The sequence below is a fragment of the Flavobacterium sp. Arc2 genome (assembly GCF_041431385.1).
Lineage (GTDB): Bacteria > Bacteroidota > Bacteroidia > Flavobacteriales > Flavobacteriaceae > Flavobacterium.
This window is the reverse complement of sequence record NZ_JASMRH010000028.1, coordinates 22,302-38,427: the sequence shown is the minus strand read 5'-3', so window position 1 is coordinate 38,427 and position 16,126 is coordinate 22,302. Positions and strand designations below refer to the sequence as shown.

Genomic DNA, 16,126 nt, shown 5'->3' with positions numbered 1-16,126 from the left:
TTATTTAATTGTTGAACTATAATGTGCTCCAACCCATGAATGGGTTTTTCCTTTTATTTCTAATGTGTGATTTTGATCTGCAGAATTATTTGCTGTTGCTAAGATAAACAAAGAAATACTTCCATTTTTATTTTCGATAGTTACTGCTACATAATTATTATCTTCATACACTAATTCAACATTAGCAACCGAACTAGAAGCATTCAATGCATTCTCCGTCACAGTACTGTAGCTTCCATGTGTTTCTATAACATTGACAAAAGTGGCTTTTCGACTATTTTTTCTACGAATAATAATTCCTGCATCTCTTCGCAAATTAAAACTAGGATCATTAGCTCCTAAACGAACTAATAACAACTCATCATCAGGCTTTGTTGCCGAAGTCAGTGTGTAAAAACTACCATCATGCATCCAAGAGAATTTAGTGTTTCCTGTTCCAGCTTTTCCTATTCCTTCTTTCCACAAATGCTCGTATCCAAATGATTTCCCTAAAGGCTCCAATGTTTTAGGAGTTTCATACTTGAAATTAGCAGTCATCATTTGTCCTAAATAATAAAACGGTAAATCATACTGATTTGCAGTTTTTGAATCCACTTGAAAAATATCTAATAACAATGGTCTTTGATAACCTTCCGCCTCCAGCATCACCATGGTACGATGCATTTTTGTTCCAGGGTAAGCATTATCTTCTGTCGCACTAATGATTTGAACTTTAGGATTGCTGACATCAAACAAATATTTTTTGGATGAAAACAGAGTCCCCTTTTCAAAATCACCATCAAAATGAGAAGTTTCATTTTGAATAACAGTATTGTGCGCTATAGTTTGCTTTGCCCAAGTAGAATTCTCCTTCAGATAATTTCCGCCGCCTTTTTGTTCAATATTAACAAATCGTGCCAAACCATAATCTTGTAAAATCTCTGAACTATTATTATAATATGAAAATGACAATTTATCAAAATGTCCATGGCTCGATCCCTGAGCGGCATATTTCATGACCAAAGTCAATTCATCATCTTTGGTTTTATTTCGAATAATGGCCACACCACCTTGTTCCCCATCTGATCCATCAGACAAGTCAATCGATTTTTTCACAAATGGCTTTGCCAATTTATTTTTAACTCCTAAAGCCACTGCCATACCTGAATTATCTAACTGCACACGCCCTTGTTTTTCAGCAATAGACAACAAAGAAGCGTCTCTACCACCATATAAATAAGCAATATCCACAGCCGAAACTAATTCTCTTGAATAATACGACATCCCTTTTTGACCGTCATTCAAAGGAAAAAACTCTCCATCTGAATTTGTCAAATTCAACAATGCATAAACAGATTTAACTAAAATTCCGTTCTTGTATTCAAAAATCTTTAAATCAGGTTTAGTATTCTGTAATGCTTCTGCAAAAACCATAAACGGGTACATCGCATACCGTTGATAATAAGGTCCTTCATTATAATATCCATCTGGTGAAAAAGGTTCATCGACATTTGCTAAAAACCCTGTTTTTTGACCTTCTTTTTTTATTAACCCACCATCATTATCTTTCATCCCTACCGGCAAAGTATCTTCTTTAAGGCCATTCAACGCTCTATCTAGTAATTCGGCGTCATCCATTACTAAGGCAATCATACCAACAGCTACATTCCCCCAGGTACTATGATTGTGTACACGGTTAAAAAATTGAGGAGAACCTGTAGAAATAAAATCGGCAAAAGGTTTGAATAAATCTTTCTCAATAAGCGCGCGGTCTTTGGCTCCAATGAAATCATATACACAATCATAAGCTTGACTTACATATACTAACCAGTTAGAATCATTTAATGCCTGCCAAAACAATTTACCACGAGCATAAGAACGCTCCTGAGGATGTAATGGTAAAGTAGGATATAATTTAGTGTATGCCATCAACATATCTTTTACATAAACTGCATATTTTTTATCACCAAGAATTTGGTATAAAACACCTGCTCTTTGCATCATCAACCAGTTCTTTTTATGGCGCTCATGTGTATATCCACCAGAAAAATCTTTAGGCAACGGCACATCAATTCCTAAAGCCATTTCAGCATCTACTTCTTTTTTAACCTCAGCAACCGAAGCATCAAAAAGAGGGACTTTACCTAATTGCGCTTTTATTTCCTGAACTCCTTTTTTAGTTAGCACTAGGCTAGGATGTCCTTGAGCGATTCCGTTTTGAAATACTAATAATAGCAATCCCAAAACGGCCGTTTTTAACCAATTATCTTTAATGCAATTCATTATTATTTTTTTTTATAATTAATACCATATCTGAACTATTCATTTCAAAGTCGAAGTCGCATTTAGCTAGAAAACTTTTTTTCCATCGTCTCTCAAAATCCGTTGTGTTTTTCTGATTTACCTGACTATTATTTATAATGCGAAAACATCGCAATAAGAACAGAAATGTTTAACGTTTGTTTTTTATTATTTTAAACCTTATATTTGGTTTACCAATTTGGTTTGCCAAATATATCTATTTTTTAAGAAAATAAAAAACAATCCCCAATTTATTCCTCTTTTCTTTTACATTAATGTAAAAAAAAGTCATCATATTCTATAAATACAAATAATAAAACCTCAAAAATAATGAGTACTACTAAAACCTTTTATGCAGTAAATCCAGCAACTAACGCCCTACTAGAAGGCATGTTTATCAATGCATCAGTAGAAGAAGTGGATCAAGCAGTTCAAAAAGCAAAAGATACATTTGACACTTATAAAAAAAAGGACTCTAACTCTATTGCACTTTTCTTAGAACAAATTGCAATTGAAATAGTAAATCTAGGGGATGCACTTCTAGAAAGATGCCACCTAGAAACAGCTCTACCACTTGCTAGGTTACAAGGAGAAAGAGGAAGAACAGTAAATCAACTGAAGTTATTTGCAGAGGTAGTACGTGAAGGATCATGGATTGATGCCAGAATCGACACAGCAATTCCAGACCGAATCCCCGCACCTAAACCAGATATTAGACACATGCTAATACCACTTGGGCCAGTTGCCGTATTCGGAGCGAGCAACTTTCCATTAGCCTTTTCGGTTGCCGGAGGAGATACCGTATCTGCTTTAGCAGCTGGTTGTCCAGTAGTAGTTAAAGCACATCCCGCGCATCCGGGCACTTCGCAAATGGTCGCTACTGCGATTCATAAAGCAATTCAGTTTTGTCAAATGCCCGAAGGGATATTCTCCTTAGTACAAGGAAATACAAATGAAGCGGGAGAATCATTAGTAAAACACCCCGATATTAAAGCCGTAGGCTTCACAGGCTCTTTCAAAGGTGGAAAAGCTTTGTTTGACCTTGCTAATGCAAGACCGGAACCCATACCTGTTTTTGCCGAAATGGGAAGCACAAATCCAGTCTTTATCCTACCCCGAATTCTAGAAGAAAAATCAGAAACAATTGCTATAGGTTTAGCCGGTTCAATTACATTAAATGGCGGACAATTTTGCACCGCACCCGGACTTACTTTTATTGAACAATCAGAAAATGCTAGTGCTTTCAATTCCATCTTAATCGACAAAATAAGTGGCGTTTCAGCAGCAACGATGTTAACCTCAGGAATCAGAAATGCTTACAGCACCAAAATAGAGAATACGCTTAGCTTAAGTACAATTCAAGAAATAGGAAAAGGACAAACCAGTAGCGAACCAACTACCGCTGTTGCACAAATCTTAAAAACAAGCGCAAAAGCATTCTTAGAAAACTCAGTTTTAGAAGAAGAAAACTTTGGACCATCTAATATCATTGTCGAAGCACAATCAAAAAAAGAAATTCTTGAAGCGGCTAAAAACCTCAAAGGACATCTTACCGCAACCATTTTTGGTACTGATGCAGATCTTGCTGAATACGGCGAACTGTTTGCAATCTTAGAGAAAAAAGTGGGACGCTTAATCTTAAACGGATATCCTACAGGAGTTGAAGTTTGTCATTCTATGGTACATGGAGGACCTTATCCGGCGACTACAGCGTCACAATCAACATCTGTCGGGACAAATGCAATAAAACGATTTGCCAGACCTATTTGCTTTCAGGATTATCCTGATTTCCTTTTGCCAGAAGCATTAAAAAAAGGCAATCCGTTAACTATTTGGAGACTGCTGAACGGAGAATTTACTAAATAGCAATACCATATAAAATTAAAAAAGGCACAGCAAAACGAATCGTTTTAAGCTTGTGCCTTTTTTCTATTATTTAAAATAGTTTATAAAACCTTTCCGATAAGTACTATTGTCTGTCTTTTTTCCAAGTCTCGAACGTTACTAGATTGCTTTCATCCGTCGCAGGATATAAACCTATTATGGACTTACCACTAGCCACTTGTTCTAAAACGAAGTCTTCATAGAGTGTCATTTTAATACATTCATCAGCAACTTCATCAGCAATCTCAGACGGAATTACCATCACTCCGTCATCATCCCCCACAATTACATCTCCTGGAAAAACAGCAACATCACCACATCCTATTGGCACATTTATGTCAATAGCTTGATGTAAAGTTAAATTAGTAGGCGCACAAGGTCTTTGATGATAAGCCGGCATATCCAGATTAGCAATACCTGCAGAATCTCTAAATCCGCCATCAGTTACAATACCAGCTCCCCCTCGCATCATCAATCTAGTTACCAAAATATCTCCAGCAGAAGCTGCTCTAGCATCTTTACGGCTATCAATAACTAATACAGCGCCTTTTGGACACTCTTCAATCGCGACTCTTTGTGGATGTTTTGGGTCCCTAAACACTTCCATGGGATTCAAATCTTCACGTGCAGGAATGTATCGCAACGTAAAGGCTTCACCAACCATGGTCGGTTTTCCCAATTTTAATGGCTTTACATTTTGAATAAATTGATTTTTTAGTCCTCTTTTAAAAAGACAGCTCGCTATCGTAGGTGTACTAACTTTTTTAAATTTCTCCCTGGTTGCATCTGATAATAAATTCATAAGCGTTTCAAAATTAAATACATTATATATACTACAAATATACGTTATAGTGGATAACCAAATTAAAAAACCAATTATTTTGTTAGATAAATACGCTACAAGTAAGTACTAATTGAAAGGATAATTGACCCTCCAAAAGCTTTTAAGGTCTTTCTGTTTATTTGCACATCGCCGTTAAATAACTAAGCTCTTTTTATCTCATGTCCTACAAATTCTTCAAGAACTGCAAACATATCATCTACCGAAAGCACTTCTAGATCTGGATGAGATTTCAAAAAATCAGCATTTAGGTGCACTAAGTTTTCTTCTATTTCGAAAAAAGTATCACTGTTCATTAAATCTCTTACTGGATTTACTCCTTCTAGTTTTCCTTTAAAGAATTTATCTCTCTTAACGCTACTCATCAATTTGACTTTTTTGCATTGCTGCTGGAATAATTCCAAATGCTTTTCAGCGCCAAGCAATTGTAAACCTTCTTCAATTAATTCGTTTAGCTCTAAATTCCATTGAGAATTGTACACAAACTGTGCAAAATTACCTTCGGTATATTGGGAAGTATAATAATCTAAATAATAACTCATCAACGCATCTTCATGAATTAAATCATCATCTATTTTCTCTTCGCGCATCAAGTTGATTACCGAAATATTAGAGTTGATAACGTCTTGTGGGTTTTCACTAGCTGCTGCAGTTTCTGAAATAATGATTTTACCGAATTCCATGTGGATTTGTTTTTAATAAGTTGGGGACAAATTTCGGATAAAATAATGAGGGATAATAACTCAAGTAAAATTTTATTTGGATTCAGAATCCTCACTATTCTTCTTCTGATTCATTTTTGTAACCAAAGCTTTCAAGCGCAATGCCTTTTCTTTTTTTTCTTCTTGCAATTTTGCGTTTTTTCGATTTAGCAATTTGGTATGCAACGCTTTGTTTTTAGTGTTTTTTTCGGATCCTTTTGCCATAATTTACAAGCTTCATTAATTACGTTTACAAATATAAATAACGATATAACAGGAAAGGGGTAAAATCTCACCGATAACATTACTCTCCTTTAAATTAACTATTAAAAATTACTATCACGAAAGTCTTGTGTTTTTATGCTTTTCACTAAAGTAGAAAATAAATCCGCCTGAAAAATATAAAATTACATCAATCCAGTCTGCAGTATATCTTGGATTCACTTTTGGTAGATAATATTCGAAATAAAAAGAATAATAGCAAGCCAAAAAAATAACAAACCCAATGGAGAACTGAAAGGAATTATCTTTTTTAAGACGTCTGATTAAAAAGGTCATCGCGCCCAGCAATAAGGGAAGACACAGCAAATCATTAACATAATTATTGATCAAAAAAGGTAATGGCAAGCTGAATCGCTGCATGACGTAGATTGTCATAGCGGTCAGCAACATCACAATGTAAACAACTCTTCTAAACATACAAAATACCGGCTGTCCAAGCCGAAATAGCTGCTAGAAGCGCTCCTATTCCCCAAGAGGAACTAAACACTTTAGTGACTGTTCTCAACAATAAATTTTCACTCGTAGCCTGTCTTTTAAAAAAAGTATCCTGGCGATTTTGTTTCGATATCTTCATTTCTATTATTTGTTTAACCTGCTGCAGCTGCTACAACCAATGAAATAAGTGCTCCAATGACTATTGCAAAGAAAATCCAAATTGAATACACGGCTTTAAAAAGAATTCGCACTACGAGGTTAGGGTGTTCTGCACCGTTTTTTAAAAATAGTTCAATTTTACTTGGCTCTTTTTTTGTTTTTTCTTTTCGCTCAATTTTCTCTTTAATTTTTTTTTCGCGTTCAAGTCTGCGCTTGAGAACAACATCCAGTATCGCTCCGCAGTTGCTACAATACTCATTATTTAAGTTAACCGTACCACATTCTGAACATGTTATGTAACTTTTATTCATTCGAATTTATTTTATATTCTGAAGTCACTTAAGTAATTTTAAAGCTTCACTTTGAGTTCTTTGTACTTGAAATATTACTTTGGATATTTAAATACCTTCCTAATCTTTTAAGCTAAATTCAAAGTTACAAAATTTTAATAATTTATTTAGATCTGCACCATCTCATTAACTAATGCTATCCTTTTATTATTTCCAGCTAAGTACTTGTTGAGAAACAATTTTCTGGCCCTGATTGCAATGAAAATCTTTTATGCAGTTTTATTTAACATTCCCAAGAACAAAATAAATACTTTCAAGTTTTTGTATCCAATAACTTAACTCATAATATGAAAATTTCACTGACAAATTCAATAAATTAATCTTAGAAAAATTCATTCATCAACAATCTTTTTAGTAGGTTTACGAAGACAAAAACAAGTGTATAATTCTTTTCTCCAAAAAACAGTCAGCACCTTAAAAAAATGAATTCCATAAATTTAAAATTACTTGAGTTAAATGCTAAAGAAATAAGGGAAATTGATATTGAAGGCTGGACTAATTATACTCTAAAGGCTCTTTAATAATGAGATACAAATTAAGATAATCTCACAAAAAAACTTTAGACAGACATATTTTCACCATTGCCATGGTTGTTAAAAATTAATAACATCGTTACGATTAACCTAACATTATTGAAATATAAAAAATCAAATACTATGCAAATGCTTAGTAATAAATTTCTAAAGAAGGACTGGACCTTCGACTTTATATACCTCTTTTTAATTCTTATTGTAATCAACATTGTTTTTTTAATTTCAACGTATCTGATATTTAATAAGCCATTATTTCAGGCAGATGATTTAAAACTTTTAAGAACGCCTGAAAAATTACTGATGGCTGTAATAATAATCCCTATAATTGAAGAATTTTCAATGAGGGGATTATTTGTTGTAAATAATAAATTAAATATAATACTATGGACATTATGTTTAATTGCTATTTTTTTTACCTTTATTTCACAATCGTGGGTTTTAACACCACTAATGTTAGGGCTAATCACTTTAAGTCTAATATTATTTTTCAATTTTGAATTTAGACGAACTTTCAATCGTTTTATATCAAACTATTTTTTATTCTTTTTATGTTTAACTTCTATCGTGTTTGGACTTCTACATTTAAGCAACTATCCTATACTTGATACGCATACTGTATTAAAGATTTTTCCTAGAATATTAGGTGGTTTTTACCTAGGCTATATTGCTAATAAATACGGAATAAAGTATTCAATATTGATGCACTGTATAAATAATACCATCCCCCTTTTGATGGTAGTTTGTTACCAATATTTCGCAATTAAATAATAATTATAAAAAATTAATGACTTTGATTGACTACTTGTAATATAAGAATTGAACTGCCGATGTAAACATTAATGACTTTATATCATAAATCAATTTACTAAACTCCATACGTTACCTACCATATTATTATGCCAAGAAATCCCCAAAACTTAAAATAAAACTGACATAGAAGTACTAAGTGGGATTGCTTCGTACCTCGCAATGACGTGTATAATCAACACAAAAATTCTGTAAATCTCAAATCCCTAGCCCCGATAGCAGTGGAAATCCTTTTACTTTTTTCTTTAAAAAGTAAAAGATTGCAACGAATAGCGGGAAATAGCTCCTAATCGTTCGACTGTGCTCAGGAAGACAATAAATAATTTCATATTTTTGCACCTCGTTCTGAATTAATTTCAGAATCTAAAAATAATTATATGATACAGAATCCAAAAAGATATACGATTACAGCGGCATTGCCTTATACAAACGGACCTATTCACATTGGCCATTTGGCGGGTGTTTATGTACCATCAGATATTTATTCTCGTTACCTGCGATTGCAAGGTAGAGACGTTTTGTTTGTTTGCGGAAGCGACGAGCACGGTGTGGCAATTTCTATGAAAGCCAAGAAAGAAGGAATTACTCCGCAAGAAGTAATTGATAAGTATGATGGAATTATTCGCAAATCGTTTATTGACTTTGGAATTTCGTTTGATAATTATTCTAGAACATCGGCTAAAATTCATCATGATACGGCATCAGAATTTTTTACAACATTGTATGAAAAAGGCGATTTTATAGAACAAGTAACCGAGCAATTGTATGATGCAAAGGCAGATCAGTTCTTAGCAGATCGTTTCGTTATAGGAACTTGCCCAAAATGTGGTAACGAGGAAGCGTACGGTGATCAATGCGAAAAATGTGGTTCGACTTTGAACGCTACGGATTTAATAAACCCAAAATCTACTATTACGGGAGAAACTCCTATTATGAAGTCAACGAAGCACTGGTTTTTACCTTTGGATCGTTACGAAGATTTCTTAAAAGAATGGATTCTTGTTGGGCATAAAAATGACTGGAAACCCAATGTTTACGGACAAGTAAAATCTTGGATTGATGGCGGACTTGAGCCTCGTGCGGTAACGCGTGACCTTGATTGGGGAATTGATGTTCCCGTTGAAGGTGCCGAAGGAAAAAAATTATATGTATGGTTTGATGCACCGATTGGTTATATTTCATCTTCGAAAGAATGGGCTTTGCGCGAAGGAAAAGAATGGGAGCCGTACTGGAAAGATCAAGACACTAAGTTGGTTCATTTTATAGGGAAAGACAATATTGTTTTCCACTGTATTATTTTCCCTGCGATGTTGAAAGCCGAAGGATCTTATATTTTGCCTGACAATGTTCCTGCAAATGAGTTTCTGAACTTAGAAGGAAATAAACTATCGACTTCTAAAAACTGGGCGGTTTGGCTGCACGAATATTTAGAGGAATTTCCAGGTCAGCAGGATGTTTTGCGCTATGCTCTAACTTCTAATGCACCAGAAACTAAAGACAACGATTTTACTTGGAAAGATTTTCAGGCTAGAAATAATAATGAGTTGGTAGCGATCTTTGGAAATTTCATTAATCGTGTGGTGGTTTTAACCAATAAATATTACAACGGAATTGTTCCTAGTCCGAACACATTCTCAGAAGTAGACGAGGCGACTTTAACAGAGCTGAAAGCCTATCCAGCAGTAATTTCTAGTTCTATTGAACGATATAGATTCCGTGAAGCTTTGGGCGAATTGATGAACGTAGCGCGTTTAGGAAATAAATATTTGGCTGATGAACAGCCTTGGAAAATGATAAAAACCGATGAAGGCCGTGTACAAACACAAATGTATGTAGCCCTTCAAATTGCAGCTGCTTTGAGTGCGCTTTGCGAACCATTCCTACCGTTTACAGCAACTAAGTTATCACGAATATTAAAAATAGAATCTCCATTATCTTGGGCTACAATTTCAGAAACATCTGATTTGATTGAATCTGGACACCAAATTGGTGAAGCTGAATTGCTTTTTGCCAAAATTGAAGACGAGGAAATTCAGAAACAAATAGACAAATTGGAAGCTACAAAAACAGCCAACATTGCCGAAAACAAAAAAGCAGAACCACAGAAAGATGCGATTCAGTTTGATGATTTCTCAAAAATGGATTTGCGTGTTGGAACCATTCTGGAAGCAGAGAAAATGCCTAAAGCAAACAAGCTTTTGATCTTGAAAGTAGATACTGGAATCGACGTTCGCACGATTGTGTCAGGAATTGCAGAGAGTTTTAAACCAGAAGACATCATTGGTAAAAAAGTAACTGTCTTGGTGAACTTGGCTCCAAGAAATCTTCGCGGTGTAGAAAGTCAAGGAATGATCTTAATGACCACTAATACTGAAGGGAAATTAGTTTTTGTAAATCCGGATACTGAAGCAGCGAATGGTGAGACTATAAATTAATTAAAAAATTAAAACACGAATTTCACGAATTGACACTAATAAATTGGTAAAAATTCGTGAAATTCGTGTTTTTAATAGTTAATAGCAGGAAAAATGACCGACGCAAAACCAAGATTAGCTCTCGCTTTTGGAATACTTTGTATTTCTATTTTTCCAATATTAGTTAAACTAAGACTAACTCCCGGCTTGATTTCGGCATTTTATAGAATGGCAATTGCTTTTTCCTTATTACTGCCTTATATTCTTATTACTAAAAAATTTAAGCTTCCTGAGAAAAAATATTTACTACTAGCGATACTTTGTGGCGTATTATTTGCCTCAGATGTGGCCGTTTGGAATATTGCTATTCAAGAATCGAGTGCTACTCAAGCTTCCTTGCTTACTAATTTGTCCCCACTATGGGTGGGTATTATTTCCTATGTTTTTTTAAAAACGAAGCCTGCAACTAATTTCTGGATTGGAACAACAGTGGCATTATTTGGAATGGCAATGTTAGTGGGTTTTAAATTTTTTCTCGAATTGGATTTTGATAACGCTTTTATTCTGGCCGTATTATCAGGGATATTTTACTCTATTTATTTATTAGTGAGTAAAAAAGTACTTTCTCAAATGGACGTACTCTCTTTTATGACCATCAGTTTGCTGGCATCCACGGTCTATTTAGCCATAGTATGCATTTGGATGAACGAACCTTTTTCTGGCTTTTCAGATATGGGTTGGTTCGTTTTACTCATTCAGGCGGTAGTGTGTCAATTGATGGCTTGGCTATCGATTAGTTATGCGACGCAAAGTATGCGCCCCACAAGAGTTTCGCTGAGTTTATTGGCGCAAGCTGTTATTACATCCATTTTAGCTTGGTTGTTTCTAGATGAAAAAATTACCTTAAATATGATTATTGGTGGTCTTATTTTACTTTTAGGTATCCGAATTACCTTTTACACCAAAACACTTTCGATAAAAAACAGTTAACAAATTCTAATGAGGATTCCTCGTTGGAACCAAAAAAAAATAACATGAAAAATTTAAAAGTAATTGCATTTGATGCAGATGACACTTTATTCATTAACGAAACCTATTTTGCCGAAACAGAAGAAAAATTCTGTAGTTTAATGAGTGATTATCTATCACATCAGGGGATTTCAAAAGAATTGTTTAAGATAGAAATTGATAACTTAAAATTATACGGTTACGGTATCAAAGGTTACATTCTTTCAATGATTGAGGCTGCGATGACCATTTCTAATAATACAATCCCTATTGAAGTTGTTGAAAAAATAATACAGTACGGTAAAGAATTAACTGAAAAACCTATCGTATTATTAGAAGGCGTAGAAGATACTCTTGAAGCCTTACACGGAAAATATAAACTAGTTGTTGCCACCAAAGGCGATTTACTAGACCAACGTAGAAAACTACACAACTCAGGATTAGGGCGATATTTCCACCATATCGAAGTGATGTCAGATAAGCAAGAAATCGATTATAGCGACTTAATCCGACGATTGGAAATACAACCTGAGGAGTTTTTCATGATTGGAAACTCTCTAAAATCAGATGTCTTACCGGTTCTGGCCATCGGCGGGCATGCCGTTCATATCCCATTTCATACAACTTGGGCGCACGAAAAAATTGATCACAAAATAGTACATGAAAATTTTATGGCCTACGAAAAAATATCTGATGTGTTAAAACAGCTGTAATAAAGTGCATTTTCCTATTAAAAAACTGGTGCTAAATAATATGAGTCCCAGAATTGAAAATGAAATCGCCCTAAAAAACCCCTTTTACCTTAATAAAAACGCAATATAAAGTTGGTATTTTTACATTTTTTTCCTTTTTTTATGGAATTTACTTTAATTTTTATATAATTTACTGTTCGAAAATTCTTATTAAACAAAATGAGTTACTTTTGCACAAATTCTAATAAATAGAAAAAAATGAAAAAAGTAATACTTACGTTGATTTGTGCTTCGGCATTCGCAACATTATCAGCTCAAACTGAGCCTGTAAAAACGATTAATCCTGAATTTAACAAATGGTCAGTTGAATTAGCTGGCGGACTTAACAAACCAATGAGACCTATGACAGCAGGTTATAGAACTGCAGTAGCAAGCTCATATGTAGCTGACTTAGGAGCTAGATACATGTTTAACAACAAATTTGGTTTAAAAGCTGATTTTGGATACAATAGTTTTAAAGAAGGTGAAGATTCAAGAAGTTTTGATTCAAAATACTATAGAGTAGACCTTCAAGGTGTAGCTAACTTAGGAAGAATCATGAATTTCGAAACTTGGACTAACACAATTGGCTTATTAGGTCATGCTGGTTTTGGTTTATCATTTTTAGAAAACGAAAATCCTACTTATAAAAAAGACAGAATGGGTAATTTCATGGCTGGTGTAACTGGTCAAATTAAATTATCTGACAGAGTTGCTTTAACAGGAGATTTCACAACTATCCTTAACGCTAAGCAACAACTTGCTTTTGACGCTGCAAGCACTGTTGGTTCAAGAGGATTCGGTGGAGTTCTTTTTAATGGTACTGTAGGTGTAACAGTTTACTTAGGTAAAAATGCTAAACATGCTGACTGGATTACTCTTGTAGATAAAGATGTTTCAGCTTTAACAGAAAGAGTTGATAACCTTGAAACTATGTTGATTGATACTGATCAAGATGGTGTTGCTGATTATTTAGATCTTGAAAAAAACACAGTTTCTGGTGTGATGGTTGATTCTAAAGGTAGAGCTATTGATTTAAATAACAATAACGTTCCTGACGAATTAGAAAACTATTTATTAGCAAACTACGTTAACAAAAACGATAAATCTACAGTAACTAATAACGAATTGATTAAAAGCTTAATCAACGGTGGTTATGTAGCTACTTACTTTGATTTTGACAAAACAAACCCAACAACTGTATCTACTGAAGGTATTGATTTTATCTTAACTTACTTAAGAAACAATCCTACTGCATCTGTTGATATTATTGGTCATGCTGACGAAATCGGAAGATCTGCTTACAATGACAAATTGTCTAATACAAGAGCAGCTAACGTTAAAAAGATTTTAATGAAAGCTAATATTGATGCTAATAGATTGAATGTAATCGCTGCTGGTGAAGATACTTCAGTTGAAAAAGATTCAGAAGGTGCTAGAAAATTAGTTAGAAAAGTTACTTTCAGAATAAAATAATTTATTCTTAGATTATACAAAAGCCCTAAAAGGAATTCCTTTTAGGGCTTTTTTTATAATCTTATCTTTCCTTTTACACTCCTCTTTTAACAAACGTAAAAAAGAATGTAATACTATTACCCAAGCTTTAGCTTACTTTATAAATTAAAGGCGTAATTAAAAGAATTGCTGTACTTTTGACTACTAAATAAAGTTAAAAAATTTGAAAACACTTTTAGATCTCGATAATTGGCCCCGTAAGGAACACTTCCATTTTTTTAAACAATTTGAAGAACCTTTCTTTGGCGCTACAATAGCTATTGATTGTACCAATGCCTATACAAAATCGAAAGAACTAGGAGCTTCCTTTTTCATATACTATCTCCACAAAACATTAGTCGCAGTCAATAGCAACGAGCCTTTTCGATACCGTATTTTAGAAGACAAAATATACATTTACGATCGCATTGACGCTTCAGCAACTATAGGTCGTGCAGACGGCACTTTTGGCTTCTCTTTAATACGTTACAACCCTGATTTCAATGTCTTTAAAGAAACTGCATTAGCTGAAATTGAGCGTATTCAGAATACTACCGGACTTTTTACTCGAACGTTTGAAAACGATAACGTAATTCACTTTTCGGCAATACCATGGCTAAACTTTACTTCCTTATCTCATGCGAGAAGTTATACTTTTCCAGATAGTTGCCCCAAGATCTCTTTTGGTAAAATGACAGTTTTAGAAACTGGAAAAAGAAGCATGCCCATGTCAATTCATGTACACCACGGATTAATGGACGGCTTACATTTGTCCCAATTTGTAGCTTTTTTTCAAGAAATCATGAATCAGTAGTACTCGTTTTTTTGTAACTTTACAAGAAACACCTTTATTATGTTATCTAAAACTATTGAAACAGCACTGAACAAACAAGTTCGTATCGAAGCCGAATCTTCGCAAATATATCTTTCTATGGCTTCTTGGTCTGAAACTAATGGGTTAGAAGGAATTTCGAAATTCATGTATGCCCAATCAGATGAAGAACGCATCCATATGCTTAAAGTAATGAAATTCATAAATGAACGTGGCGGTCATGCTCAAGTTACCGAATTAAAAGCGCCAAAAACAAATTATGAAACATTCCAGGAAATGTTTGAAGAACTATACAAACATGAAGTTTTTGTTTCCAATGCTATAAACGAACTGGTTCATATTGCCCTTACTGAAAAGGATTATGCGTCGCACAATTTTTTACAATGGTTCGTCGCAGAACAAATTGAAGAAGAAGCACAAGCTAAAAACATATTAGATAAGATCCACCTGATAGGCGACGACAAAGGAGGCTTGTACTTATTTGACAGGGACATTCAACAACCAAATGTGAAGGGAGTTAAATAATAAAAACGTTTTACAGTATATAAATAAAAGACCTCTTTATTCTGGTTTTAAATTTTTACAAATTGGGTAAAAAGAAAAAAAATAAAGAATCCAAAAAGGATAAAAACAAACTCCTTGAAAACGGCAAGAATGAAAAAGGCCTTAAGTCTGAATGCTGTGAAAAATATAAAAAAGGAGAACACAAAAGATGCAAACGGTGTCCTGGATTTGATTTACTTAATAATCTCCCAAGACTATAAACAACATTTACGTTCCCTAATAAAAACAAAAGTCCCGGCTTACACGTTTAAAAAAACTGTAAACCGGGACTTTTCAATAATCTATAAACGACTACTTCCCTAACAAAAGGACTTCCGTTACGACTACCTCAGTAACATAGCGTTTCTCCCCATTTTTGTCATCATAACTCCTGTGAGCTAACTTCCCTTCTATTGCAATTTCTTTACCCTTAGTAACGAATTTCTCAATAATATCGGCCGTTTTTCCCCAAGCAATTAATCGATGCCACTGCGTTTCCTCTACTTTTTCTCCTTTATCATTTTTATAGCTCTCATTAGTGGCTAATGTAAAAGTGGCTAGTTTTTTTCCTCCCTCAAAATTTTTGATTTCTGGATCATTTCCTAAATGTCCGATCAACTGTACTTTGTTTCTTAATGCATTCATGGCGTGTAAAATTTAAATGTTATAATCTGAACTCATTTCAGATTCTTTTTGTGGTTTATATTATTAAAATCATTGTTGTTTGATTTCGACATTGCAAAGATTAGATACTTTGAAAAATTTATTCGGTTAACGTTCAATTACTTTCGGTTGTAAATACTTGTAACCGTTTGTAAACGGATACTATTTT

General features: G+C 34.1%; 17 protein-coding genes. 9 read left to right on the top strand and 8 right to left on the bottom strand.

Annotation, left to right across the window (positions count from 1 at the left end):
- Positions 1–2,262 (bottom strand): alginate lyase family protein, encoded by a 2,262-nt coding sequence (locus tag QO182_RS16620; protein ID WP_371562895.1) that lies wholly within the window; start codon positions 2,260–2,262, stop codon positions 1–3.
- A 348-nt stretch (positions 2,263–2,610) separates the two neighbouring features.
- On the opposite strand from QO182_RS16620, the gene QO182_RS16615 reads away from it, so the two are divergent.
- Complete coding sequence (locus tag QO182_RS16615) at positions 2,611–4,146, top strand: aldehyde dehydrogenase (NADP(+)) (protein ID WP_371562892.1); 1,536 nt, start codon at positions 2,611–2,613, stop codon at positions 4,144–4,146.
- Positions 4,147–4,249: 103 nt separating this feature from the next.
- Here QO182_RS16615 and QO182_RS16610 read toward each other — a convergent pair whose 3' ends face one another.
- The 6 genes from QO182_RS16610 to QO182_RS16585 all read right to left on the bottom strand — a co-directional run bounded on the left by QO182_RS16610 (position 4,250) and on the right by QO182_RS16585 (position 6,893).
- Complete coding sequence (locus QO182_RS16610) at positions 4,250–4,966, bottom strand: ribonuclease activity regulator RraA (RefSeq protein ID WP_371539844.1); 717 nt, start codon at positions 4,964–4,966, stop codon at positions 4,250–4,252.
- A gap of 182 nt (positions 4,967–5,148) precedes the next feature.
- The gene (locus tag QO182_RS16605) at positions 5,149–5,688 is read right to left on the bottom strand and encodes a hypothetical protein (protein ID WP_371562889.1); all 540 of its coding nucleotides are present in this window, start codon (positions 5,686–5,688) and stop codon (positions 5,149–5,151) included.
- Positions 5,689–5,760: 72 nt separating this feature from the next.
- Positions 5,761–5,931 carry a hypothetical protein gene (locus QO182_RS16600; RefSeq protein ID WP_371562887.1) on the bottom strand — a complete coding sequence of 57 codons (171 nt, stop codon included), beginning with the start codon at positions 5,929–5,931 and terminating at the stop codon, positions 5,761–5,763.
- Positions 5,932–6,045: 114 nt separating this feature from the next.
- Complete coding sequence (locus QO182_RS16595; RefSeq protein ID WP_371562884.1) at positions 6,046–6,405, bottom strand: hypothetical protein; 360 nt, start codon at positions 6,403–6,405, stop codon at positions 6,046–6,048.
- Positions 6,398–6,562 carry a hypothetical protein gene (locus QO182_RS16590; RefSeq protein WP_371562883.1) on the bottom strand — a complete coding sequence of 55 codons (165 nt, stop codon included), beginning with the start codon at positions 6,560–6,562 and terminating at the stop codon, positions 6,398–6,400. Before QO182_RS16590 ends, QO182_RS16595 begins: the two co-directional genes overlap by 8 nt.
- A 13-nt stretch (positions 6,563–6,575) precedes the next feature.
- Positions 6,576–6,893, bottom strand: a complete 318-nt coding sequence (locus tag QO182_RS16585) for a hypothetical protein (protein ID WP_371539830.1) — start codon at positions 6,891–6,893, stop codon at positions 6,576–6,578.
- A 695-nt stretch (positions 6,894–7,588) separates the two neighbouring features.
- Here QO182_RS16585 and QO182_RS16580 point away from each other — a divergent pair.
- The 8 genes from QO182_RS16580 (at position 7,589) to QO182_RS16545 (ending at position 15,515) form a co-directional block, all read left to right on the top strand.
- Positions 7,589–8,233 carry a type II CAAX prenyl endopeptidase Rce1 family protein gene (locus QO182_RS16580; protein WP_371562919.1) on the top strand — a complete coding sequence of 215 codons (645 nt, stop codon included), beginning with the start codon at positions 7,589–7,591 and terminating at the stop codon, positions 8,231–8,233.
- A 416-nt stretch (positions 8,234–8,649) separates the two neighbouring features.
- Complete coding sequence (metG, locus tag QO182_RS16575; protein ID WP_371562880.1) at positions 8,650–10,707, top strand: methionine--tRNA ligase; 2,058 nt, start codon at positions 8,650–8,652, stop codon at positions 10,705–10,707.
- 93 nt (positions 10,708–10,800) lie between these two features.
- Entirely contained in the window at positions 10,801–11,676 is an 876-nt protein-coding gene (locus QO182_RS16570) for a DMT family transporter (RefSeq protein WP_371562877.1), read from the top strand.
- 44 nt (positions 11,677–11,720) lie between these two features.
- Complete coding sequence (locus QO182_RS16565) at positions 11,721–12,407, top strand: HAD family hydrolase (protein WP_371539821.1); 687 nt, start codon at positions 11,721–11,723, stop codon at positions 12,405–12,407.
- Between the two features lie 237 nt (positions 12,408–12,644).
- Positions 12,645–13,901 carry an OmpA family protein gene (locus tag QO182_RS16560; RefSeq protein ID WP_371562874.1) on the top strand — a complete coding sequence of 419 codons (1,257 nt, stop codon included), beginning with the start codon at positions 12,645–12,647 and terminating at the stop codon, positions 13,899–13,901.
- Between the two features lie 202 nt (positions 13,902–14,103).
- The gene (locus QO182_RS16555) at positions 14,104–14,733 is read left to right on the top strand and encodes a CatA-like O-acetyltransferase (RefSeq protein WP_371562873.1); all 630 of its coding nucleotides are present in this window, start codon (positions 14,104–14,106) and stop codon (positions 14,731–14,733) included.
- Between the two features lie 39 nt (positions 14,734–14,772).
- Positions 14,773–15,276 carry a ferritin gene (locus QO182_RS16550; RefSeq protein ID WP_371539814.1) on the top strand — a complete coding sequence of 168 codons (504 nt, stop codon included), beginning with the start codon at positions 14,773–14,775 and terminating at the stop codon, positions 15,274–15,276.
- Positions 15,277–15,338: 62 nt separating this feature from the next.
- The gene (locus QO182_RS16545) at positions 15,339–15,515 is read left to right on the top strand and encodes a hypothetical protein (protein WP_371539812.1); all 177 of its coding nucleotides are present in this window, start codon (positions 15,339–15,341) and stop codon (positions 15,513–15,515) included.
- Positions 15,516–15,606: 91 nt separating this feature from the next.
- On the opposite strand, the gene QO182_RS16540 is transcribed toward QO182_RS16545, so the two are convergent.
- Positions 15,607–15,939, bottom strand: coding sequence for a single-stranded DNA-binding protein (locus tag QO182_RS16540; RefSeq protein WP_371539810.1), 333 nt, complete (start codon positions 15,937–15,939; stop codon positions 15,607–15,609).
- Between the last annotated feature and the right edge of the window lie 187 nt (positions 15,940–16,126).

What these genes read in the sequence shown, in the direction of transcription:
- QO182_RS16585 (WP_371539830.1), bottom strand. Translation starts at nt 6,893, where the DNA reads ATGAATAAAAGTTACATAACATGTTCAGAATGTGGTACGGTTAACTTA.
- QO182_RS16565 (WP_371539821.1), top strand. Translation starts at nt 11,721, where the DNA reads ATGAAAAATTTAAAAGTAATTGCATTTGATGCAGATGACACTTTATTC.
- QO182_RS16610 (WP_371539844.1), bottom strand. Translation starts at nt 4,966, where the DNA reads ATGAATTTATTATCAGATGCAACCAGGGAGAAATTTAAAAAAGTTAGT.
- QO182_RS16615 (WP_371562892.1), top strand. Translation starts at nt 2,611, where the DNA reads ATGAGTACTACTAAAACCTTTTATGCAGTAAATCCAGCAACTAACGCC.
- metG (WP_371562880.1), top strand. Translation starts at nt 8,650, where the DNA reads ATGATACAGAATCCAAAAAGATATACGATTACAGCGGCATTGCCTTAT.
- QO182_RS16560 (WP_371562874.1), top strand. Translation starts at nt 12,645, where the DNA reads ATGAAAAAAGTAATACTTACGTTGATTTGTGCTTCGGCATTCGCAACA.
- QO182_RS16540 (WP_371539810.1), bottom strand. Translation starts at nt 15,939, where the DNA reads ATGAATGCATTAAGAAACAAAGTACAGTTGATCGGACATTTAGGAAAT.
- QO182_RS16590 (WP_371562883.1), bottom strand. Translation starts at nt 6,562, where the DNA reads ATGAAGATATCGAAACAAAATCGCCAGGATACTTTTTTTAAAAGACAG.
- QO182_RS16600 (WP_371562887.1), bottom strand. Translation starts at nt 5,931, where the DNA reads ATGGCAAAAGGATCCGAAAAAAACACTAAAAACAAAGCGTTGCATACC.
- QO182_RS16580 (WP_371562919.1), top strand. Translation starts at nt 7,589, where the DNA reads ATGCAAATGCTTAGTAATAAATTTCTAAAGAAGGACTGGACCTTCGAC.
- QO182_RS16570 (WP_371562877.1), top strand. Translation starts at nt 10,801, where the DNA reads ATGACCGACGCAAAACCAAGATTAGCTCTCGCTTTTGGAATACTTTGT.
- QO182_RS16620 (WP_371562895.1), bottom strand. Translation starts at nt 2,262, where the DNA reads ATGAATTGCATTAAAGATAATTGGTTAAAAACGGCCGTTTTGGGATTG.
- QO182_RS16550 (WP_371539814.1), top strand. Translation starts at nt 14,773, where the DNA reads ATGTTATCTAAAACTATTGAAACAGCACTGAACAAACAAGTTCGTATC.
- QO182_RS16605 (WP_371562889.1), bottom strand. Translation starts at nt 5,688, where the DNA reads ATGGAATTCGGTAAAATCATTATTTCAGAAACTGCAGCAGCTAGTGAA.
- QO182_RS16595 (WP_371562884.1), bottom strand. Translation starts at nt 6,405, where the DNA reads ATGTTTAGAAGAGTTGTTTACATTGTGATGTTGCTGACCGCTATGACA.